Genomic DNA, 21,654 nt, shown 5'->3' on the forward strand with positions numbered 1-21,654 from the left:
CCCCTTGCAGTCACCAAGCGCGCGTCACGCCCCGGCACGGTCCCGGGCTCCGGAACGCAGGTCCCGCAACCGGGGGAGGTGCGCGCGGCGGCCAACTCACCTGGCACCTGGCCGGCTTCCTCGGCGACGCCCACCGCCGCAGCGTTCTCCGCCAGGTCGGCACCGCCACCGGTGGACTTCTACCGCAAGACCGGTTGGACCGAGGTCGGCCGGTGGCCGGGTGCGTTGCGTGTGGCGCCCGGTGACGACCGTGACGAGATCCTGATGGGTTTGGCCCTTTGAAGCCTCCCTCTGCCGTGCGAACTCATGGCCGGCCGACGGCAGCAGTTCCGTGCGTGTCGCCCATAACCGCCACCAGCACGGCGCTGTCACCGAACTGCCAGACCGGAGTGACATGCCTGAAGCCCGCCTGGTGCAGCAACTCGGCGTGGCGGCCCACGGTCAGGTGGCCACCGCCCCCGCTTCCGCCATGGGCCGACCGACGCCGCCGGCGCTCGTCGAACAGGTCGGCCAGTTCCGGGTCCCGGGCCGCCGCGCCCCACCAGGCCCGCCAGTCCTCATGGGTGTGGCCGCCCGTCCGCTCCGCCCGTCGGCGGCCAACGTACGCGGTGATGTCCGAGCACGGTCCGTCCGGTGGGAAGTGGTCGCCGTTGACGAGGACGCCGCCGGGGCGCAGCAGGGCGGCGAGACGGCGGTACGTGCGCAGCAGCACCGGCTCGGGGAGGTAGTGCAGGGCGGTCGTCGAGACGGCGGCGTCCAGAGGGCGTTCCAGCCCGAGGGCGTCGATCCAGCCCTCTTCGCCGATGACGGTGTCGACGTAGCGGGCGGCATTGGCGTGATGGGTTCGCCCCAGCTCCAGTAGCAGGGGGTCCATGTCGGCGGCGACGATCTCCGCGCTCGGAAGGCGGTCGGCGAGTCTGGCGGCCAGGGAACCAGGACCGCACCCCAGGTCGAGCAGGAGCGGCCGGGAAAGGCCGGCCGTGACGTGCTCGACGACATCCGTGATCACGGTGAACCGCTCCTCGCGGTCCACCGCGTACCGCTCCTGCTGCCGTTCCCAGCGCTCCACCCACGCCCTGGCCGTCCCCATGCTCACGCCCATCGCGGGCCGCCTCCTCCGTCTCACAACTGTCCGTGGACGACCCGAATCTACAGGTGGAAACGGTTATCACTTGCCATTCACGCCAGGGATTCGAGGACGGTCAGCAGGCGGTCGATCTCGTCCGGCGTGTTGTACACATGCAGACTCACCCGGACCGAACCCTCCTTCGCGTCCGCGCTGGCCTGGCAGAGGCTGTCGGCCCGCACCATGAAGCCATGGCTGTAAAGAATGAACCCCAGGTCGTCGGACGGGATGTCACGGTGCCGGAAGGTGACGATGCCGTGCCGGCGCTGGGCCGCGGGAAGCGCTGATGCGGCGGCCAGGCTGGAGGGGCAGCCGAGGATCTCGTACGGACCAAGGTGCCGCAGCCGGTCGGTCAGCCGGGTCGTCAGACCGGCCGTCCAACGGGCGATCCGCTCGGGGCCGGCCGCGTGCAGCCAGTCGAGCGCTGCGTGCAGCGACACGATGCCCACCGTGTTGGGCGTGCCCTGCCAGCCGCCCGGCCGGAACAACGGTCCCCGTACGTTGCGGGCCCACACCGCTCCCGTACCGGGAAGGGCCATCGCCTTGTGCCCCGAGAAGACCACGAAGTCGACGTCGAGGGAGGGATCGTCGAGGTGGACGGGCAGATGGCCGACGCTCTGCGCGGCGTCCAGGCAGATCGGAACCCGTGGACCGACCGCCGCGCGGATGCGGTGCACGTTCATGTCACCGCCGTAGACGTGGTGGACATGGGTGGCGGCCACGAAGCGGGTGCGCGGGCCAACGAGATCCCCGAGGGCGCGGTGGTCGTAGTCGCCGGAGACCTCCTGGTACGGCAGTGCCCGTACACGCACGTCGATGCCGCGCTCGGCCAGCAGCCGCCGGGCTTCGAGCCAGGGATCCAGATTGGCGCGGTGGTCGGCGAACGGCACGAGGATCTCGTCTCCGTCGTCGAGGTGGGGGGCGAGCCAGTCACGGGCGATGGTGCGCAGTCCCTCGGTGGTGCCGCCGGTGAAGTGGACGGCGGAGCGGTCCGGTTCGGGATCGCGGAGGAACTCCTTGACCCGCTCCCGGGTCGATTCCACCAGCTGGGTCGTCCGGTTGGCCCAAGGGTAGGTTCCGCGGCCGGCGTTGGCGTTCGACGTCGTCAGGTAGGTCTGGACGGCCTCCAGTACGGCTCGCGGCTTCTGGGACGTCGCCGCGCTGTCCAGGTACGCCGGCTCCGGATGCGCCCCGATGATCGGGAACTGTTCCCTCAACTCCCGTTGCCACAGCGGGTCCGGGTCCCATTCCGTGCCGGGGAGCGGCTGCTCGGCGCTCATGCGCGCACCAGCGGAGCACCCGCGTCCCGCCAGGCGACGATTCCGCCGGCCAGGCTCCGGACGTCCGGGTGCCCCATCCGGGTCAGCACGGCGGAGTAGCGCAGCGACCTCTCGCCGACGGGACAGGCCAGCAGCACGGGCGTCCGCTTGCTGAAGGGGAGCCCGCCCCGGAGCATGTCCTCGAACAGTTCGTCGACGATGTTGACCGAACCCTCGATCTGCAGGGCGGCGTAGGCGTGCGGGCTGCGCAGGTCGACGACGAGCGGCCGTGGCTCGCCCGCCGCGGTCCAGCGCAGGGCGTCGTCGACATCGATGACGCGGGCCGACGCGCGGACCTCGGCGTCCGTGAGGGACGAGACGGACGGTCCCCGGCCGGTCCGGCCCAGAAGTTCCGGGCGGCGTTGGCGCACGTAGCTGAGGTAGCTCTCGGCCCGGTCGCAGACGATGAAGACCGCCGTCCGGCGTTGCCCGGTGTCCTCCAACTCGGCTTCGACATGCCGGAGATGCCGTACCGCCCCCTGGTAGGCGGCGCCTCCGGTCGGACCCGACAGCAGTCCGCAGCGGCGGATGAGGGTGATCATCCCGTCGATGGCCTCGTCGGAGGTCACCGACTCGATGGTGTCGTAGGTCGCCGGGTCGAACAGGCCGACCTGGTGGACCTCGTCGATCGTGCGGATGCCGGGTATGAAGTCCGACTTGTGGGCGACCAGGCCGAGGACCCGCACCCGCGGGTCGTGCTCGCGCAGCACCCTGGCGACGCCGGTCGACGAACCCGCCGTGCCCACACAGGCGATGAACCAGTCCGGCACCCGCCCGTCCAGGTCCTTCACTATCTCCGGTCCGGTTCCCGCCGCGTGCGCCTCGACGTTGCGCGGGTTGAAGTACTGGTCGGTGTGCAGGTAGGTGCTGCCGGGGTCGGCGAGCGCCTGGTGGAAATGGGTCAGCGGATCGTCCGTGTCGGTCGGGTCGAGGCACTCGCTGCGCCCGGGAAGCTCTTCGATCTCGGCGCCGAGGAGCAGGAGCAGTTCCTTGATCTCGGGGACCCGCATCCGGTTGGTGACGCTCTTGAACCTCAGCCCGTGCATGCCCGCCAGGAGGGCGAGGGCCTTGGCCGTGTTGCCGCTGGAGAGTTCCACGACCGTCCCGTCGCCGCCGGCCGCGGCCTCCACCTGAGGTCGGGCCATGTGCCAGGCGGGGCGGTCCTTGACGGACCCGAACGGATTGAGCATCTCCAGCTTCGCGTAGAGGTCGACGGTGCGCAGTCCGTGCACGGCGGGGTCGATGCGCACCAGCGGCGTGTTGCCGATGGCCTCCGTAATGCTGTCGTACCTCATGCGGGCATTCCCCCCGGGGATGGGATCGGCCAGTAGTCCTCGTCCAGGCACCAACGCCAGGAGTCGCCTCGCCGCTCGACCGCGACCGTTCTCGCGAGCGGCTGCCGCTGCGCGCGGTGCGCGTGGAAGTCCATCGCGTAGCCGGCGGTGTTGACGAAGGCCAGCAGGTCGCCCACGGACGGCAGTTGGGGAAGGTGGACCAGCCGGCGGGTGATCAGATCGGCTTCCAGGCACAGGTTGCCGGCGAGGAAGACGCCGACCGGTCCCTCCTCGGCCTTGTCCGGCTCCCCGCGCGGCAGCAGCACGGGGTCCACGAGTACGCCGTGCTCCTCCAGGCTCATGTCCCCCGCGTTCATTCCGAGGCGCACCAGGTACTGCCCGGAGCCGGAGTCCGCTGGCCGCACGTCCAGCACCCGTGTCAGCGTCAGCCCGCACTGGTCGACCAGGGAACGACCGGGTTCGACGTACAGGTCGTGGAGGTGTTCCAGGAGGAGGGCCGCCGGCGGCCGGCCGAGGACCGGTGCGGGCAGCGAGAGGAGTTCGTCGAGGTATTCGGGGCCGGCGGTGGGACGGTGGCCGGGGTACAGCGCCGCGGTCCCGCGCACCGTGCCGCCCTCGTTGCGCAGCCCGTAACCATGACCGCGCCAGGTCAGCGGCGGGCGCCGGCCGAGCACCGCCTCGCTCAGCGCGGTCGTCCACTGCTGCCACTCGCCGGCCTCGGCGACGTATCCGACTCCGAACCCGCCGCCGATGTCGACGACACGCGGTGCGAGGCCGCGCGCCCGGCACTCGTCCATGAACAGCACGCACTGTTCCAGGGCCCGGACCTTCTCCTCCACACCGGTGGTGTCCAGGTGGTAGGCGACACCGGCCGTCTCGACGACGTCCGCGTTCCGTTCGAGGGCCGACAGCAGCACGTCCGCGTCGCGCAGCGGGGTGCCGAAGCGGCTGCGCCGCGACAGCAGCCGTGTGCCCGCCGCTCCCCCGAGACCGGCCGCGGACTCGAATCCGGACAGGCGCGCCAACACGGTGACCCGGCCGAGAGCGTGCGTACGCACCAAGCCGGCGAGCCGCTCCAACTCGCTGCGCGAGTCCAGGTTCACCGTCGCCCCCACCCGGGCCGCGAGCCATAGGAACTCCGCGTCCTTGGGGCCGGTGGCCATGACCCGGTCACCGGTGAATCCGCAGCTCAGAGCGTGCCGTAGTTCCTCCAGCGAGGCCACGTCGACGCCGACGGAGGCCACATCCTCCGCCGCCAGTCTCCGCACCAGCGCGCTGGAACGATTCGCCTTGTGCGCGAAGTACACACGCCCGGCGAGACGGTGACGGCGGTAGACGGCACGAAAGCGGGCGGCGTTCTCGGCGACGATCTCGGGGAGCAGGACGTTGAGCGGGGACCCCAGCGCATCGACGAGCGAGTGCAGCAGCGGTGCGGCCCCCAGCAGCGCGGCGAGCGGCGGATCCACCCGCGGCCTCAGATACAAGGGCACATCCACGTGAGTCCCCCTCCCCTGTCGGCCGACCGTCGCGGCGACACTCGTTCGGAAATAGTGGTTTCCAGCTGCACCCGCCGCTAAGCCTGATCGGGCCACGGCCGGAGCGGCGCCATCGTGCTCTGCTGCCACAACGACCGCGACGCGCGACGGCCACGTAGCTCGCGCGGAAGAGATCCATGGCCCGCTCCACGCCCCTCTCCGAGCGAGGTCGACCTCCTTCGGATCGGCCTTGAGGTAGACGAGGAGCTTGGTCTTCTGCGGCGGGCATACGAGGGGAAGTTCGCAAGCGCTGATACGCGCGGTACTGAGGTACCCGTCCTCCGTTGTCCCGTGCTCTTCCGCGAATCGTTCGACGGCGTCCTTGACTGTGCGTGGCAAGGGCACCTCCCGGAACTCGCCTTCCTTGCGGTGCTTGAGCTTCGCCGGCTGATGCGTGCTGGAGTGCACCTGCTCGGTCACCCGGTACACGTCGTCCGCGACGATGTTGTTCACGTTCACCGCACGCGCCTCGCCGTTGCGGAGCCCACAGCCGACCATCAGGAATGGCCCCCTTCTCGAACGCATCCCGGAGGAGAGCCGACAGGGCCCTGTAGACGTTCAACTGGTGTCCACGGCCCACCCCCTCCTCCTCCAAGTGATCGAGGAAGTCCTCCACCACGGTCGGTGTCACCGAATTCAGTTTCCGTGATCCGATCACCGGGTTGATCTGTGCCTTGAAGTGGCTCGCCAGGGTTTTCGTGGTCGAGTACTCGGCTATCTTGCGCTGCCGAGGCAACCAGGTCTGCGCGTACTCCTCTATCGTCTGCTGCCCCAGTTCCCGGCGTGCCTCGGGTCCGGTACCCGGTTTCTTCTCGCTGTTTTCCCCCGAGCGTCGCGAAACCGGATGGTGTAAGCGTGCGGGCAACGGCTGGGCTTGGATCAGTCACAGGGCTTGAAGAAGGAGCCCATGCCGCGGGCGGGCTGACGAGCCAAGGAGCGACACCTTCCGGGGAACGAGTGAACCAGCGGACCTGGTCCTGCTGACGTGCCCCGTGGTCAGCGAGGCGGGACCTCCCGCTCGCCGCTTGCTGACTACTTGCTGACCGCGGCTCGGCAATCATGCATATGACCTGCGCTGATGCCCATCCTTCAGATCTTCAACATCGAGGACCGCATGGGCCATGTGTGCTCGTCCCCTTCTTGATCTTCCTGCCGCTACCCCTTCCGGCCTGGGTGGTGCTGGGCTCCTGGTTCGTGCTCCAGGCGTTCTACTCCTCCGGCCAGGCCGTCGCCGAGCCGGGCAGCGTGGCATACCTGGCCCACGTGGTCGGCTTCATCGTGGGCATGCTGCTCGCCTGTCCCCTCAAACCGGGCACTCCCCCACCGCCCGAACCCCGCGGCATCCTCTTCGGACGGCAGACACGACGGGCCTGGTAGGACCACACACCAGGAGCCAAGCAGCGCAAAGAAAACCTGAATACACGCACATAAGCAACGTTTGCATTCCGGGGCCGGCCGACGATCGTGGCTCACGAGGAAGCTTGGGAGGTGCGTTCGTGCGGAGACGGCGAGAAGGGCCTGCGCGCCTACGCAACGCCGCGCTCTCATTACCGCACGTTCGTTTGAACCAGGTGGGTGGGGCTACCCGATGGCGTTCGCTGGTGGCAGTGCGCCTGTAGATCTGATGCGGATGCGGCCGCCGGGCTGCGGGTGATGGGCCACGGGATAGGCAAGGGAGCTGGTCAGAGTGAGTGTGGTGGCAGCGCAAGGCGGGGGCGGGGGAGGTTCCAGTGGCCTGTACGACGTGCTGGAACTGGTTCTCGACCGAGGGTTGGTGATCGACGCGTTCGTGCGGGTCTCCCTGGTCGGAATAGAAATCCTGAAGATCGATGTGCGGGTCGTGGTGGCGAGCGTGGACACCTACCTGCGGTTCGCCGAGGCTTGCAACCGCCTGGACCTGGAGGCAGGGCCGCGCAAGCCGGCCGGACTGCCGGAGATCGTCGGCGACAAGCTCACCGGTTCCAGCAGTCAAGCCAAGACGAAGGGGGCCTTGTCCGGCGCTGCGCAGACCATCTCCGATGCCTTTCAGCAGGCACGCGACGAGGGCCGCGAGAGGGAAACCACACGGCCGCGCCACCGCCGCGATGAGGAACGATGAGCACTTCCGTTTACGGCATCATCCACAGCTCACACCCCCCGCTGCCTGAGCACACGGCCGTCATCGGCGAGTCGCCACGCCCGGTGCGCATCCTTCGGGAAGGCAGAGGGCAGGGCTCTCGCGTACCCGATGGGATGCCGAAAATCCGATCAACCCTCACACCGTTCACTGTCAGGTCATACCGAACCTGAGCAACCGTCATGAATTAGTCAGGAGCCGCTGACTTCGGCGCGGGAGTGACCGCCCTGAGTGCCGGTGGCAACCGCCACGTCTGCACCTGCTCAGCAGGCCTTGTGAAGGAGTCGGCGTGTTCGGTCATTGCGTGGTCACACTGGTGAAGGCACATTTCGATCTGCGTCCCGTCCGGCGCTTGGGCGACTGGCCGCCCCATGGTCGGCATGCTTTGATCCTTCGCATAGCGCCAACTCGCGGACAGGAATTCCGGTACCGGGAGCCGAGCGAGCGAACGCTGTCATTCAAAAGTGCTATTCGAAGGGAACCGCGCGTGATGAACCCCGCCCCCCAGGTTGCAACAGCTGAGATCTCCGACGCCGACCTGGACCACGTCTCCGGCGGCCTCGCGGTCGGCGGCTCCGGCGGTCTCTGCGTCGAGACGCCGATCGCAACCGTCACCTCCGGCGTCCTGGCCGTCGCCTCCCCCGAGGGCGTTGCGGTGGGCACGGCCGTCCACACCGCCGCTCACTGACAGCGGCGTTCAGCTACCGATGGGTTCCGGATCACCTGATCCGGAACCCATCGTGGTCTTTGCCGCGCAGACGGCGAAAGGGACATCGGACCGCTCCTGCCGCAGCACCCGGGGTCTCTTCCCTGGGCGTGCAGTCCGCGATGTGGAGCGAGGACGAGCTGATCCGGGAGTCGGCTCCTGTCGCAGAAGGGATGGACGAGTCGGCTGCCGATCGCCGGCGATGCCGCCGGAGGTGAGGAAGCGAGCGGTGAGAGATCCCGAAGCCGAACCCTGCGGCGGAGGCCGCTGCCCTGCCAACCGGGCGGTGCCCACCGCCGCCTGCCCGATCAGGAAGGTAGGACGGTCTTATCTGCGGGATCAGTACGTACACGATGCTCGTGCGGATCTCCGAGATGCCGACGTAGCCGCACCCGTGCGGGCAGCCAAGCCTCACTCTGCGTGCTCGCTCGGTCGAACCGGTGGGCGGGGTCCTGATAGCCTGCTGCGATCTTGGAAATGGGACCCCGTCGGCGTGCGCCGGCGGTCCGGCTACCGCGCGGTCGCTGCCCTTGACCGGGCGGTGTCTCATCGCGTGAACGAGAGGAACCCTGCTGCCCCCGGCCTGACAGGGTGCGGTCCTGGCAGTCCACTTGGAGGGCGTTCAGCGTGCTGTTGGCGGCTCGGTACCAGCTCGAGGAGCTTCTCGGCCGAGGGGGGATGGGAGAGGTCTGGCGCGCGCGAGACGAGGTCCTTGGCCGTCCGGTCGCGGTCAAGCTGCTCCTGGCCGGCGGCATCGACCCGTCGGCCGCGGCCCGCTTCCGGCAGGAGGCGCACACGACCGCTCGCCTGAGCCACCCCAATATCGTCGCCATCTACGACTTCGGCCAGGCCGACGACCGTCTGTACCTGGTCATGGAAATGGTCCAGGGGCGCAGCCTGGCCGACCGGCCGGCCTCGGCGGGGGCGCTCACGCCCCGCGAGGTGGCCGCCATCGGCAGCCAGATCGCCTCAGGCCTGGCCGCCGCACACCGGCAGAACGTCATTCACCGTGACATCAAGCCCGCCAACCTTCTGCTCGCCCCCGACGGCACGGTCAAGGTGGTGGACTTCGGCATCGCCCGCCTCGCCGACGACACGGCGGCCGGGCTCACCAGCGCGGGCATGATCGTGGGCTCCGTCTCCTACCTCGCCCCGGAACGAGCCCTCGGAAAGAACGCCGGCCCGGCCTCCGACATGTACGCCCTCGGCTGCGTCCTGTACGAGCTCCTTGTGGGATACCCGCCTTTCCGCGCGGACACCCCGACCGCACTGCTCTACCAGCACGTCCAAGAACTGCCCGCACCACCACGCGGCATGGGCGTGGAGCTTCCGGCGGAGCTCGAACAACTCGTCCTGGCGCTGCTCGCCAAGGAACCGGAAGCGCGCCCCGACGCCGAACAGGTCGCCGACTGGCTGACCGCTGCGGGAAGACTGAGCACGGCCGCGACGGCACAGCCCACACCGCTGCCGTCCTCACGACCGGCCGCCGCAGTGGGGCGCACGGCTGTGCTGCCGGCTCCTGCCGCACGACGATCCCGCAGGCGTGACTCCCGGTCGCGCACGGTCGCCGTCTCGGGACTCGCAGCGGCCGCCCTCGCGACCGCGGGATACCTCCTCTTCCAGCCCGACTCCGCACAGGTGGCCGCCGCCGACTCCCCTTCCACGACCCAGGGAGCAACGCCGCCCACCACCGACCCCGCATCCTCGTCGCCCGCTGCTTCAGCTGCTTCTCCTCCGCCGAGCCCGTCCGCTGCCTCGGGCGTTGCCGTCGACACACCCGCAGCGTTGTCGAACGACCCCGGAGTGCTGCTCGGTCAGGTGTCCCAGGAACTGAGCGCGGCCGCCCGCGAAGGTCGGCTCGACCCGCACCTCGCCGACGATCTGGAACACAAGGTCTCCCAAGCCCAGGACAAGCTCGCTGAGGGCAGAGAGAAAGGGAAGGACAAGACCAAGGACGTACGCAAACGGGTCCGCGACATCCGGCACAAACTCGCCGACGCCGAGAAGCACCAGGAGTTCACCAGTACCCCCGAGCTCGACCGGCTCCTCGATCACCTCGCATCCCTGGTCGGGGAAACCGACTAGGCGATCAGGTCTGGGCGCGGCCCGAACGGGGTGGGAGATCGGCCAGCGTGCGCCCTTGGCCCAGTCCCGTTTCCGTCACTGCGCCAAGAAGAGTGAGGATCGGCTCTGAGGAGATCATCCCCGAAGTAGTCGACGAGGTCCTGGAGTTGACCGGAAGCCTGTTCCGCAACTCCGACAGCGCCGGACCGCCGGGATACCGAGTGGTTTCCGTCATGCCGGCTCCACCGTGACCGTCCGGTCCCAGGACGGGCCGGCCCAGACCGAGAAGTTCCGCCTGGCGACCAGCCTGGGCGCGAGGCTGACCGCGGTACGAACGGCTGCAAGCCGCGGTCGATGGACCGCGGCCCTGTGCCGTGTCGGCCGCACCCGGTGGTCGGCCGACCGCCACATGAGGCGTCTCCGCGTCGCAGGACGGCGTCTCAGGGCATCCCAGGGACCTCTGTTTCCGCAGTTCAACAGGGGTGGGATCGTTCCATCGTCGCAGGTGTGGCGGCAGGCGTTGTGTGGATCCCCGCCGTCCTCGAAGCTGTGGGTGTCGCACCGGCCGAGGCAGAACGGCAACGACACCTACCCTGCGCTCGCGTACCGGGACACCTGTGTGCCCGAGTACTCAAGGTGCGGCGTTCGACTCCCCGCGGCGCCCGCCGCCACACGCCGGCCCGGGGCGCAGACACCGCGCCAATCGGCCGAGAGTAACCACATACGGACCAGAGAAGGAAGACGCACATGAACAGGAAGTCCTCCGCACACCGTCGTCCGGGCCGCCGCGCGGCCGTCGCCGCCGGCCTCGTCCTGGCTGTCGGACTCGGTGTGTCGACACAGGTGTCGGCACAGGCGTCCGTCCATGCCCCCGCAAAGGCGTCCGCCGCCGCATCGCAGTCGGTCAGCGGCACGTTCGGCCAGGCGGTGACCCGGGTCGCCGACTTCTACGGCGCGTACATCGACGCGAAGGGCGACTACGCGGACCCGGACGTCACGCTGGCCACGGCGCTCCGCAAGCACTACCTGACGCCCGACTTCGCCAAGCGGCTGGCTGCGTGGGAGGAGAAGAACGGGGCGGACGGCGTCCTGCGTGCCCAGAACGTCCCGGCGCAGTGGACGGTGAGCGACAACGGCGCCGTGGGTAACGGCCATGAGGTCATCGTCACCCTGGCCTTCGGCAGTGGGGAGACGACGCAGAAGATCAAGCTTTTCGTGCTGCTGGAGCGGTACGACCACATCAGCGACATCGCCACCACGAGCGCCCGCTGACGACGGAGCGGTCCCTCCGGAAGTAGATCGGGCCGGCCGCACGGCTCTGGCCGGGCACCTTCCGCGGGGGCGTCGACGCACCAAACTCCTCTAAGAGTCGACGGGCACCCATTGACGCACACCGTCGCCGTTCGTGCCGTACCAGTAGTGGGGCAGGCCCTTGATGCTGTTGGTGCGGAACGGGCGGCCGTGGTCGTCGATGCGGACCGTGCCGGTGCGGCCCTGGGAGGACCAGTCGAGTTCCAGGTACCAGTCGCAGTCGTAAGCCTCGGTCGTCGCGGTGACCAGCAACACCTCCGGATCCTCGGCGGAGACGCGGTAGGGGAACTGCACCGCAGGGACGGGCTTTCCGCCGTCATTGCCGGGGCCCGCGTGGGCGATCGGGTGGTTGACGTCCAGGTCAACGGAGAACTCACGGGGCGCCAGGTCGCTGCCGCAACCCTGGCCCATGGCATACGCGTTGCCGGTGACCGGGGTGCCGCGGCTGACGATACGGACCTCGAGAGCCTCCAGGACCACGGCCGTGGACGACTTCCCCTGCACCGAGATCTGCACCCTCGTCTGCCGCCCGGGCACCGCCCCCTGCGTCGCCGCCCACACCCCGGCGTCCTGCGTCACCGGCGGCGGGGGCACCTGGGCCGGCTTCTTCGCGATGACGTAGTCGTGCCCGCAACCGCCCTGCCAGATCTGCGAGTCGGCGGTCCAGGCGAGCGGCACACCGGTCTCGGGGCTCCCCGAAGCCCGTACTCCTGCGGAGGGCGAGGACGATGAACGACTGGAGGAGGGGCTGGTTGCAGTGGCAGAGGGGCGGTGTGACGTACCGGTTCCTGTTGTACGGGACCGACCGGGGGCCTTGGCGGAGTTGTCGTGGGACGGACCGGCCGACAGCGCCGGCAGACTGCCCAGCGTCACCAGCAACACGGTCGCCGCGGCGGCACCGACGGCGGTGCGGCGACGGCGGTACCAGGGCCGTCCGGCCGAACGGGCCGCATCCCACTGGGCCCTCGGCTCGGGACTTCCCGGTCCGGGAGCGCCGGGAATGGGCGGCCAGGCGTCGGGTGCGCCCGTGTCGAATGGCGGCGGTGCACCGCTCGTGCTGCCCCCGTCACCACCGATGCCGTCCGCGCCGTCACCCACGCCCTGCACCGTCCGGATGTCCGGACCCGAAGCCCGCTCGCCCCCTGCCTGCTCCAGCGCTCCCTCGGCCTTTGTCGGCTCCGCTGTCTCCTCCTCCCGTGTCGGCTCCGTCGCCTCCTCACCCGCCCGGGACCGCTGTCGTGCCGCCACCGCGAGCAGCCACAGGCGGTGCAGTTCGAGGCGTTCCTCCGGTGTCGCCCCGCAGAAGGCGGCCAGACGCTCCACCGGGGCGTAGTCCTGCGGGACCGCCTCGCCCGCGCAGTAGCGGTGCAGTGTGGAGGTGTTCATGTTGAGGCGCCGGGCCAGGGAGCCGTAGCTCCGGTCCGTGCGGTCCTTCAGTCGGCGCAGCAGCGCCGCGAACTGCTCGACGTCATCACCGGTCGACACCGTTCCCCCGTCCTCCCCCATGTCCCCCTATCCCAGGCGGTCCATGTAACTGCACGTCAGATGCGCTGAGTTGGTTCCACCGTCGCATACGCGAGCCATCGACCGCGCGTCAGCCTCTCCTTCCCACGACGCCGTCACACACCCCCCAACGATCTGCCGGGAACCGGTGCCATCCATGCGGCACCAGCATCCAGCCGAGCCGGGTCAGGCGGCCTGGCCGACGGGTACGCTGCGGCTCGTACGCGCGGGCCACGTGGTGGAACACGGCCCGTGCGGTGACCGGGCTTGATCCGGCCACCGCACGCCGTCACGCTCTCCGCAGCAGCCCGCGGGTCAGTACCACACCTGCTGGCCCTTGGTGATCGTGTCGTAGTAGCCCTGCCCGCCGCCGAGGTGCAGCAGGTGACGGGGACGGGCGCTCTGCCCGCCGTAGACGCCGCCGGCCGCGGTCAAGGACGCGTTGTGCACCAGGGAGAAGTGCAGGTGCGGCGCGAAGCCGCCGGTGCCGCCCACTGCGCCGATCACCGTGGCATTGGTGATGCTCTGTCCCTTACTCACGTAGATGGCGCTGAGGTGGCACACCACGCTCCACCAGCCGCTGCCGTGGTCGACGATCACGTACTGGCCGCAGGTCTCCCAGCCGCTCGGTGCCCAGCCGGCGTACAGGACCGTCCCGGCACCTCCCGGCGACAACGCAGGGTCGCCCTGGTTCATGCCGAGGTCGATCGCGTAGTACTGGTTCATGTTGGTGGCAGTGTTGCAGTTTACGTGGTAGCCCTCGCCGTAGTAGCTGCCGTTCTGCCAGGCATAACCGGCGCGGTTGTTGGCCGCCGAGGTGAGAGGGGTCTGCAGGTACTTCGTTGACGGCCAGTCCACGCAGCCGGGCGCAAGCGGGGGCAGGCTGCCGGCGCCGCAGTGCGGGATGCCCGGGCTGTAGCCGTCGGCACCGACCGTCGGGGTGTTCATGTACCAGTCGTAGACCCATGTGCCGTCGGCCAGCTGATCCCAGGTGGTGAACGGCTTGCCGTTGTACACCTTGCCGTCCACCTGATCCCCGTTGTTGACCTGGCACACCACGTTCAGCGACGTGCCGTTGGGGACGTAGCGCAGCACATGGTTGACATGCGGTTCGCTCTGGACGGCCAGGCCCTGGCTGTCCGCTCCGGTGACCTGATAGGTGGCGGCCTGGGCGGGCGACGCCATCCCGATGACCGCCACGGTCAGCACCACGGCCAGGACGAGGCGCGCTAAGGCCCCAAGCGCTGCCGCTCCTTCTGCGGCGCGTCCTCTGCCGTGGGTTGAGAGAACGATGCGTGGTGAAAGACGTTTCACTCTGCCTCCAGGAAACCGATGGGCGGCAGTGGTCCGCGAAGTCGGGCCGCCGCCATGTGTATAGCGTCAGGCGCCTCGCCTCTCGACGGACAAAAGCGGCCGGTGAACAGCATCGAACACCAGGGCGTCATGTGCTCACCGCTCTTCCCTGTCTTCTCTCGTGCAGAGGGCACCGCCGTCTTTCACACAAGCCGCTCGCTCTCAAACGCGGTAGCGACAGTGGCGCGATCAACTCTCCAGCCTGGCGGTGGGCCGGTGAACAATGCTGAACACCACTGGGCAGGATGCGAGGAGAGCCGTGGCCGGAAAGAGGAGAGCAGCCGTCATTTCGGACGGCCCTCGGGCAGACCTCGCATGCCGACTGCGGGAGTTGCGGGACGGCACGGGAGTCACCCTGCGGCAGCTGGCTCAGCGCGCGGGCTACTCCCCTGCCACCCTGTCCGCAGCGGAGAGCGGGCGCAGGGCACCGACCTGGGAGGTGACGGCGTCCTTCGTCCGAGCCCTGGAGCAAGACCCGCTCCTGTGGCGCTCCCTGTGGGAAGCAGCCCAGAGTGACGACCTGCCTTCCGGTTCGCCGCGCCCGCCAACGACACGGTCAACAGACACTGCCTTTCCGGCGTCCGGTGACTGGTTGGACGCCTCCCCCGCGATATCCGCCTCCTCCGATTCGGTCAGGCAGCCTTCCCCCGGTTCCGTATCCGCCCGGCGACGCCGGATCACTCTCACGTCGATCGAGGTGATCGCCGCGCTTCTCGCCGCCGTAGCTACCAATCTCGCGGTGAGCCATCCGGACGCGGCGGCAGAGCGGCCTTCGTCAGCCCGGCACGAGAACGCGGTCCGTAACGAGTGGCGCACACTGCCGGAGGCTCGGTCCACCCCCGGCTCTCCGGCGGACGCCACCGACCCCATCGAGACCGGCTGCGGGTCGCCCGACGTCGTGGCACAGGTCATCGCGTTCGACGAAGTCCCATTGCGACTACCCAACGGCATGGACTTCGGCCGGCTCCTGCTGCGCCACCAACCGGCCTGCCGCACCAGTTGGGGGCTGGTCAAAGGGCCTCACAACGCCCAGCGACGGGTGCATATCAGCGTGCGCCGCCCTGTGGATCACGTCGTCGTGACCAGTTCCTTCGCCGGGGAGAGCGTGGACAGCTATGGCCAGCAACTGTCCACGGCTGCCGGCTGCGTGTACGTGGAGGCCTTCGTCGAGACGCCCGAAGGCCGAGGTCCCACGGCCCGCACGCGTTGCGCTTGACAGCGGCCGACGTACTGACCACCGGGCCGGCACGTTCCAGAGGACGATTCGGCGGTGGCGGGCCCGGACCAGTGCGCGGGTACGAGGTCTTCCCGCCCGTGCAACGCGTGAACGTCGGGTCGAGGGTGGCCGTCCTGCCTGCGCTCCGCCATGATCACATCCCTAGCGCGGGTCCGAGCGATGTCGAGCGGCAAACTGCCCGGCCGACTGGACCGCCACCCAAACGGCTCCATCATGCACGAAGGCCCACGCGCCGTGCTCCGTGCAAAACGCCGCCCCGGATCACCCGAACGGGGTGCACCCGGTGTTTATGCGCGGCACCCCGAGGCAACTCCCAGGCCCGTCTCTTCGCACCGCGGCTCAGGAGAATCCCATGACACAAGTCGCCGACTATGTGCTGCAGCGTCTCACCGAGTGGGGCGTCCAGCGCGTGTACGGCTATCCCGGAGACGGCATCAACGGGCTGCTCGGCGCCTTCGACCGGGCACGCGGCAACCCGGAGTTCATCCAGACGCGACACGAGGAGATGGCGGCGTTCATGGCTTGCGCGCACGCGAAGTTCACCGGGGAGGTGGGCTGCTGCACGGCGACCTCGGGGCCAGGCGCCATTCATCTGCTCAACGGCCTGTACGACGCGAAGTTGGACCACCAGCCGGTGGTCGCCGTGATCGGCCAGCAGAAGCGGCTCTCCCTGGGTGCCCACTACCAACAGGAGGTGGATCTGGAACGGCTCTTCGCGGACGTCTCCGAGTTCTGCCAGATGGTCGTGCACCCGGCCCAGGCACGGCACGTCATCGACCGCGCCTTCAAGACTGCGCTGACCACGCGCGGGGTCGCGACCGTGATCATCCCGAACGACGTGCAGGAGGAGGAGGCACAGCCGTCGCCGCCGAAAATGCACGGTTCGGTGTTCTCCAGCGTCGGCTGGAGCCGGCCCCGGGTGCTGCCCGACCCCGGTGAGCTGCGCAAGGCGGCGGACATCCTCAACAAGGGGTCGAAGGTCGCGATGCTCGTGGGGCAGGGAGCGGCAAAGGCCCAGGCAGAAGTCGTCGAGGTCGCGGAGCTGCTGGGCGCGGGCGTTGCGAAGGCCCTGCTCGGCCGCGAGGTCCTGCCGGACGACCTGCCGTTCGTGACTGGTCCCATCGGGCTGCTCGGCAGCAAGCCGAGCGACGACATGATCCAGAACTGCGACACCTTCTTCATGATCGGCAGCAGCTTTCCTTACTCGGAGTGGCTGCCGGACGAAGGCCAGGCCAGGGGTGTCGAGATCGACATCGACGGACGGATGATCGGCATCCGCTACCCGATGGACGCCCACCTCGTCGGCGACGCCAAGGAGACTCTCCGCGCGCTCATTCCCCTGCTGCAACGCAAGGAGGACCGCTCATGGCGTGAGCAGATCGAGAAGGGCGTCCGCGAATGGAACGACCTGTGCGACCGTTGGGCCGGCCAGCACTTCGACGACACGATCAACCCGCAGGCCGTCGCCGCCGAGCTCTCTCCGCGCCTTCCCGACCACTGCATCCTCACCGCGGATTCGGGCTCGGGTACCAACTGGTGGGCGCGGCATCTGAAGCTGCGCAAGGGCATGCGGGCGTCTCTCTCCGGAACCCTGGCGACGATGGGGCCGGGGACGCCGTACGCGATCGCGGCACGGTTCGCCTATCCGGACCGGCCGGTGATCGCGTTCGTCGGTGACGGCGCGTTCCAGATGAACGGCATGAACGAGATGATCACCATCAAGCGGTACCTGGATCGCCTGTCCAACCCCGCAGCGCCTTTCATTTTCTGCGTGTTCAACAACCAGGACCTCAACCAGGTCACCTGGGAGCAGCGCGCCATGGCCGGCGACCCGAAGTACCCCGGATCCCAATACATCCCCGACGTGCCCTACGCGGCGTACGCCCAGCTGCTCGGCCTGGAGGGCATCGTGTGCGCCGATCCCGCCAAGGTCGGCACGGCCTGGGACGCGGCGCTCGCGTCCGACAAGCCGGTGGTGCTGGAGTTCAAGGTCGACAACGAGATCGCGCCCATCCCGCCGCGCACCATGAAGACCCAGGCCAAGAAGGCCGCCAAGGCGGCGTTGCACGACCCGGAGAGGGCCGGCATCACCGCCAAGGGGGTACGGCAGAAGATCACCGAGTACGCCGAGCATCTCCCGGGCCGGGGGGAGAAGTGAGCGCCGGAGGGAACGGCCACGCTGCCAGTCGTGCAGAGGACGCCCAGGTCGTGGTCGTCACCGGCGCGAGTGGCGGCGTGGGCCGGGCCACGGCGCGGGCGTTCGCCGCGCGAGGCGCCGCGGTGGCTCTGCTCGCCCGTGGCCAGCAGGGGCTGGAACAGGCCGCCCACGACGTGCGGATGGCCGGAGGGCAGGCGTTGCCCCTGGTCGTGGACGTCTCGGATCCCGAGGCGGTGGAGGCGGCCGCACAGCAAGTGGAGGACCAGCTCGGACCGATCGACGTCTGGGTGAACGCCGCGTTCACCACGGTTTTCTCACCAGTGACCGAAATCCGGCCGGACGAGCTGAAGAGGGCCACGGAAGTGACCTACTTCGGCTTCGTCCACGGCACCCAGGCAGCCCTGCGGCGCATGCTGCCGCGGGATCGCGGCACCATTGTGCAGGTCGGCTCCGCCCTGGCTTACCGCAGCGTGCCACTGCAGGCGGTGTACTGCGGTGCCAAGGCCGCCATCCGAGGGTTCACCGAATCCCTGCGGTGCGAGCTGATGCATGACGGCAGCGGTGTGCGGGTGACTACGGCACATCTGCCCGGAGTGAACACGCCGCAGTTCAGTTGGGTTCTGACCCGTCTGCCCAGGCATCCTCGACCGGTGGCTCCGGTGTACCAGCCGGAGGTCGCGGCCGAGGGCATCCTGTACGCCGCGGACCACCCCGAACGACGGGAGTACTGGATCGGCGGCTCCACAGTCGCCACCTTGGTCGGGCAGAAGGTCGTGGCAGGCCTCCTGGACCGGTATCTCGCCCGGACCGGCTACGACTCCCAGCAGACAGAGGAGCCGGTTGACGCTTCGCGGCCGGTCAATCTCTGGAAGGCCGTCGACGACACGCACGGCGCCGACCACGGCGCGCACGGGATCTTCGACGAGGAGGCTCATTCCCGCAGCCTGCAGCTGTGGGCCTCGCGCCACCGCCGGCCGCTGGTGCTCGGAGCGGCGGCCGGTGGGGCGCTGGGGGCCGTGGGCGCGGCGCTCGCCGCTGCGGTGCGCGCCCCGTCTTCTCACCGGGGAAGCGCCGAGACGTCGTTGAGGCGGGCCGCGCACTCCAGCAGGAGGGCGTGGACGAATGCCTGGGGGAGGTTGCCCCGCAGTTGGCGTTGACGTACGTCGTACTCCTCCGCGAACAGCCCGGACGGCCCGCATGCCGCCCGGGCTCGTTCGAACCAGCGCAGCGCGCGGGCCCGGTCACCGAGGTGGTCGGCGGCCAGGGCCATGGTGAAGCCGCAGAGCAGGAAGGCCCCCTCTGCTTCCCCCAGGGGAATGCCTGGGTGGACGAAGCGGTAGAGGTAGCCGTCCTCGGCCAACTGTTCCTCGATGAAGCGGCGGGTGATCGCGTTGCTCGGGTCGTCGGCGGGGGGACAGCCGCGGGACAGGGGGGTGAGAAGAGCCGCTTCCGGGCCGTCGTCGGCGGCGGCTCTGCGCCACCGGCCGTCGGGCCTCAGGCAGCGGCGCCGGGTCTCCACGAAGATCACATCAGCCATCTCGGCACAGCGCTGCATGATGGGGTCCGGCAGCGTCGCGGACAGGCGCCGCAGACCGCAGACCACACTCAACCGGGACTGGGTCCACCACCGGTCGTCCAGCTCCCAGAGCCCCGCGTCCGGACGCGTCCAATTACGCTCCACCGCGTCGACCGCGACGGTGATCGCACACTCCGCCTCTGGCGTGAGCCGGTCGTGGTGAGCGGCGGCGGCGAACAACTGGAGCGCTTCCCCGAAGGCGTCGAGCTGGAACTGTTTGGCCGCCTTGTTCCCGATGCGGTCACTGGCGCCGGGATAGCCGGGGAGCGGAAGCTGACGTTCCTGCGGCACCCCTCCGCCGTCGACGGTGTACGCAGGGTGAAGATCCTCGCCATCGGCGAGAATGCGTTCCGCGGTGAAACGCACCGCCGTGTCGAGCAGGTCGTGAGGGCCGTGTGTGGCGACGGCGATGCCCGCGTAGCACTGGTCACGCAGCCAGGCGAAGCGATAGTCGTAACTGCGCCCGGTGTCAGCGCGTTCCGGCAACGACGTGGTGGCGGCGGCGGCCATGCCCCCGGACGAACTGGTCAGCCCGCGCAGCACCGCGTAGGCATGCCGGGCGTCACGCGGCGCGGCGAGGTTCGAACAGTCCGGCACGGCCCGCTGCCACGCCTTCTCCGTCTGCCTCCACAACTGCTGCGGGTCCAGCCGGGGTGCATCGGCATCCGTCGACAACTCCAGGGCGATGTCGTGCTCCTCTCCCTTGCGCAGCCGAAACCGGCCTCGGAGACCGGACTCGGGATTCCACGTGGCCTGTTGTGCACCGGCCAGCCGAAGGCGTAGCTCACCGGCGTCCGCGGTCCACAAACCGCCCTCGAGACGGGGGTCGCGCACCCGTCCCGCCCCGAAGCCGGGCCGTGGATCGAGGCTGAGCCGCAGGCGTGCCTCGCCCTTTTCCACGCGCATGCGGCGCAGCAACACCAGACGGTCGATGCTCGCCGGCATGGCCAGGGCATCGCGGCACTCGATCACGGAGTCGGCGGTCAGCCAGCGGCTGACCCGGATCAGGCTGCCGTCCTCGTAGTAGCCGCCCCACACGTGCCAGCTGTCCTCCGGTTCGACAGCGAAGTACCCACCGCCTCCGATGAGTGCTGAGAACACCGCGTCGCTGTGCCACCGGGGTGCGCACAGCCAGACGATCCGCCCCTCCGGGTCCACCACGGCGCCGCGTTCACCATCGGCGAGGACCGAATAGCCCCGCAGCACCCACGGCGGGCAGGCGCCGTTCGCCACCTCCTGCTTGTCTGCTCTCTCATCCATGGCACGGGGATCTCCCCACGGCCGTACTCGGAAACCGGAGCTTTGTCCGCTCCTCCAGGCCGTCATGCGGAACCAGGAGATCCCCGTACGGATGTTGCAGACCTCCCGTTGATGACCTGCGGGTCTGCCGCACGCGGACGGCCCGTCGCAGCGTGCGGTGTCAGCAGAGCAAGCCACGAAACCTCCTTCACCCGTCCGGCACGCCGAACGCCTTGAAATCGCGGCCGACCGGGTGGTCTCTGTCCAGGCCAAACGAAGGAGGGGACCCATGGTGATGATCTAGGAAGCCACTCCACGTAGAGGCTCAGATGACTTCCCTCGTCACCCCTCTTCCCGCGGTCGAGCCCGAAGCCGACGCCGCGCTCACGTCTGTGCAGATCGACGAGCTCGTGGGTCACGTCAGCCGGCAGACCGCCGGTCGAAAGCGGGAGGCCGTCCGTGAGGAGGCCATCCGCACCCTCCTGCCGTTGGCACGCCGGATCTCCGCCAAGTACCGCAATATCGGGGGCGAGGAGCAGGACGACCTCTTCCAGGTGGCCTGTGTGGGCCTGGTCAAGGCCATCGACGGCTACGACCCCGATCAGGGCCACGCTTTCATGTCGTATGCGGTGCCGACGATCAACGGGGAACTGAAGCGACACCTGAGGGACCGAGTGGGCCTGGTGAGGCTGCCGCGAACCGTGCAGGCGGCCAGGCAGCACGTCCGGAGAGTGCAACAGGGTCTTGAACAGGCGCGCGGTGGTCACCGGCCGACCCCCATGGAGGTCGCCCGAGCCTGCGGGCTGTCCGAAGACATGGTCGCCCAGGTGATTCGCTCGCAGGATGCGCTGCAGCCCCGATCCCTCGACGCGCCGCTGAAAGGCGAGGAGGGAACTCTGCCCGCCCTCGCCGAGCTGATGGGACGTCGGGACGCGGATCTAGAGTCCGTGACCGAACGAGTGGAACTCATGCAGGCCCTTAAGCAGTTCCCGGAACGGGAACGCCACATTCTCCTCCTGCGCTTCTTCCACGACCAGACGCAGCAGCAGATCGCGGCGACCGTGGGAATCTCCCAGATGCATGTGTCCCGGCTGCTCAGCCGCTGCGTGGCTCGCT

Annotated in this window: 14 protein-coding genes and 5 pseudogenes; 11 read left to right on the forward strand and 8 right to left on the reverse strand. The window is 69.1% G+C overall.

Annotated elements, in window-relative coordinates:
• Positions 1-174 precede the first annotated feature (174 nt).
• Positions 175-282 (forward strand): annotated as a pseudogene (locus tag ACF09J_RS18155) (GNAT family N-acetyltransferase); the annotation flags it as partial.
• Positions 283-304: 22 nt separating this feature from the next.
• On the opposite strand, the gene ACF09J_RS18160 reads toward ACF09J_RS18155, so the two are convergent.
• The 5 genes and pseudogenes from ACF09J_RS18160 to ACF09J_RS18180 form a co-directional block, all read right to left on the reverse strand.
• Positions 305-1,102 (reverse strand): class I SAM-dependent methyltransferase, encoded by a 798-nt coding sequence (locus tag ACF09J_RS18160; RefSeq protein ID WP_392306415.1) that lies wholly within the window; start codon positions 1,100-1,102, stop codon positions 305-307.
• 77 nt (positions 1,103-1,179) lie between these two features.
• Entirely contained in the window at positions 1,180-2,406 is a 1,227-nt protein-coding gene (locus ACF09J_RS18165; RefSeq protein WP_392306416.1) for an aminotransferase class V-fold PLP-dependent enzyme, read from the reverse strand.
• On the reverse strand, positions 2,403-3,740 hold the full coding sequence (locus ACF09J_RS18170) for a pyridoxal-phosphate dependent enzyme (protein WP_392306417.1): 1,338 nt from the start codon (positions 3,738-3,740) through the stop codon (positions 2,403-2,405). The genes ACF09J_RS18165 and ACF09J_RS18170 overlap by 4 nt, the downstream gene beginning before the upstream one ends.
• Positions 3,737-5,236, reverse strand: a complete 1,500-nt coding sequence (locus tag ACF09J_RS18175) for a Y4yA family PLP-dependent enzyme (protein WP_392306418.1) — start codon at positions 5,234-5,236, stop codon at positions 3,737-3,739. Before ACF09J_RS18175 ends, ACF09J_RS18170 begins: the two co-directional genes overlap by 4 nt.
• Positions 5,237-5,927: 691 nt before the next feature.
• Positions 5,928-6,140: pseudogene (locus tag ACF09J_RS18180) on the reverse strand (hypothetical protein); the annotation flags it as partial.
• A gap of 260 nt (positions 6,141-6,400) precedes the next feature.
• Here ACF09J_RS18180 and ACF09J_RS18185 point away from each other — a divergent pair.
• From ACF09J_RS18185 to ACF09J_RS18205, 5 genes and pseudogenes are all read left to right on the forward strand, one after another.
• Positions 6,401-6,652: pseudogene (locus ACF09J_RS18185) on the forward strand (rhomboid family intramembrane serine protease); the annotation flags it as partial.
• A gap of 310 nt (positions 6,653-6,962) precedes the next feature.
• Complete coding sequence (locus ACF09J_RS18190; RefSeq protein WP_392306419.1) at positions 6,963-7,373, forward strand: gas vesicle structural protein GvpA; 411 nt, start codon at positions 6,963-6,965, stop codon at positions 7,371-7,373.
• A gap of 508 nt (positions 7,374-7,881) precedes the next feature.
• Positions 7,882-8,079: a hypothetical protein gene (locus ACF09J_RS18195; protein ID WP_392306420.1), complete on the forward strand. Its 198-nt coding sequence runs from the start codon at positions 7,882-7,884 to the stop codon at positions 8,077-8,079.
• Positions 8,080-8,724: 645 nt separating this feature from the next.
• Positions 8,725-10,182, forward strand: a complete 1,458-nt coding sequence (locus ACF09J_RS18200; protein ID WP_392306421.1) for a serine/threonine-protein kinase — start codon at positions 8,725-8,727, stop codon at positions 10,180-10,182.
• A gap of 726 nt (positions 10,183-10,908) precedes the next feature.
• The gene (locus ACF09J_RS18205; RefSeq protein WP_392306422.1) at positions 10,909-11,433 is read left to right on the forward strand and encodes a hypothetical protein; all 525 of its coding nucleotides are present in this window, start codon (positions 10,909-10,911) and stop codon (positions 11,431-11,433) included.
• 90 nt (positions 11,434-11,523) lie between these two features.
• Here the strand turns inward: ACF09J_RS18205 and ACF09J_RS18210 are convergent, their stop codons facing one another.
• Complete coding sequence (locus ACF09J_RS18210; protein ID WP_392306423.1) at positions 11,524-12,978, reverse strand: helix-turn-helix domain-containing protein; 1,455 nt, start codon at positions 12,976-12,978, stop codon at positions 11,524-11,526.
• 312 nt (positions 12,979-13,290) lie between these two features.
• The gene (locus ACF09J_RS18215) at positions 13,291-14,187 is read right to left on the reverse strand and encodes a M23 family metallopeptidase (RefSeq protein ID WP_392306424.1); all 897 of its coding nucleotides are present in this window, start codon (positions 14,185-14,187) and stop codon (positions 13,291-13,293) included.
• 364 nt (positions 14,188-14,551) lie between these two features.
• Here ACF09J_RS18215 and ACF09J_RS18220 point away from each other — a divergent pair.
• The 4 genes and pseudogenes from ACF09J_RS18220 to ACF09J_RS18235 all read left to right on the forward strand — a co-directional run.
• Positions 14,552-14,806, forward strand: a pseudogene (locus tag ACF09J_RS18220) (helix-turn-helix domain-containing protein); the annotation flags it as partial.
• A gap of 114 nt (positions 14,807-14,920) precedes the next feature.
• Positions 14,921-15,544 carry a hypothetical protein gene (locus ACF09J_RS18225; RefSeq protein ID WP_392306562.1) on the forward strand — a complete coding sequence of 208 codons (624 nt, stop codon included), beginning with the start codon at positions 14,921-14,923 and terminating at the stop codon, positions 15,542-15,544.
• 373 nt (positions 15,545-15,917) lie between these two features.
• The gene (locus tag ACF09J_RS18230; RefSeq protein WP_392306425.1) at positions 15,918-17,723 is read left to right on the forward strand and encodes a thiamine pyrophosphate-requiring protein; all 1,806 of its coding nucleotides are present in this window, start codon (positions 15,918-15,920) and stop codon (positions 17,721-17,723) included.
• Positions 17,720-18,880 carry an SDR family oxidoreductase gene (locus tag ACF09J_RS18235; RefSeq protein ID WP_392306426.1) on the forward strand — a complete coding sequence of 387 codons (1,161 nt, stop codon included), beginning with the start codon at positions 17,720-17,722 and terminating at the stop codon, positions 18,878-18,880. The genes ACF09J_RS18230 and ACF09J_RS18235 overlap by 4 nt, the downstream gene beginning before the upstream one ends.
• Here ACF09J_RS18235 and ACF09J_RS18240 read toward each other — a convergent pair.
• Complete coding sequence (locus ACF09J_RS18240) at positions 18,781-20,559, reverse strand: glycoside hydrolase family 15 protein (RefSeq protein ID WP_392306427.1); 1,779 nt, start codon at positions 20,557-20,559, stop codon at positions 18,781-18,783. The genes ACF09J_RS18235 and ACF09J_RS18240 overlap by 100 nt on opposite strands.
• Positions 20,560-20,867: 308 nt before the next feature.
• Between ACF09J_RS18240 and ACF09J_RS18245 the strand changes: the two are divergent.
• Positions 20,868-21,605, forward strand: a pseudogene (locus tag ACF09J_RS18245) (sigma-70 family RNA polymerase sigma factor); the annotation flags it as partial.
• Positions 21,606-21,654 lie beyond the last annotated feature (49 nt).

Origin of the sequence: Streptomyces sp. NPDC014889 (genome assembly GCF_043081205.1) — a bacterium.
Lineage (GTDB): Bacteria > Actinomycetota > Actinomycetes > Streptomycetales > Streptomycetaceae > Streptomyces.

Excerpts from the sequence above, each read along its gene's own strand:
- ACF09J_RS18170 (WP_392306417.1), bottom strand. The coding sequence starts at position 3,740 with ATGAGGTACGACAGCATTACGGAGGCCATCGGCAACACGCCGCTGGTG.
- ACF09J_RS18160 (WP_392306415.1), bottom strand. The coding sequence starts at position 1,102 with ATGGGCGTGAGCATGGGGACGGCCAGGGCGTGGGTGGAGCGCTGGGAA.
- ACF09J_RS18165 (WP_392306416.1), bottom strand. The coding sequence starts at position 2,406 with ATGAGCGCCGAGCAGCCGCTCCCCGGCACGGAATGGGACCCGGACCCG.
- ACF09J_RS18205 (WP_392306422.1), top strand. The coding sequence starts at position 10,909 with ATGAACAGGAAGTCCTCCGCACACCGTCGTCCGGGCCGCCGCGCGGCC.
- ACF09J_RS18240 (WP_392306427.1), bottom strand. The coding sequence starts at position 20,559 with ATGGATGAGAGAGCAGACAAGCAGGAGGTGGCGAACGGCGCCTGCCCG.
- ACF09J_RS18210 (WP_392306423.1), bottom strand. The coding sequence starts at position 12,978 with ATGGGGGAGGACGGGGGAACGGTGTCGACCGGTGATGACGTCGAGCAG.
- ACF09J_RS18230 (WP_392306425.1), top strand. The coding sequence starts at position 15,918 with ATGACACAAGTCGCCGACTATGTGCTGCAGCGTCTCACCGAGTGGGGC.
- ACF09J_RS18195 (WP_392306420.1), top strand. The coding sequence starts at position 7,882 with ATGAACCCCGCCCCCCAGGTTGCAACAGCTGAGATCTCCGACGCCGAC.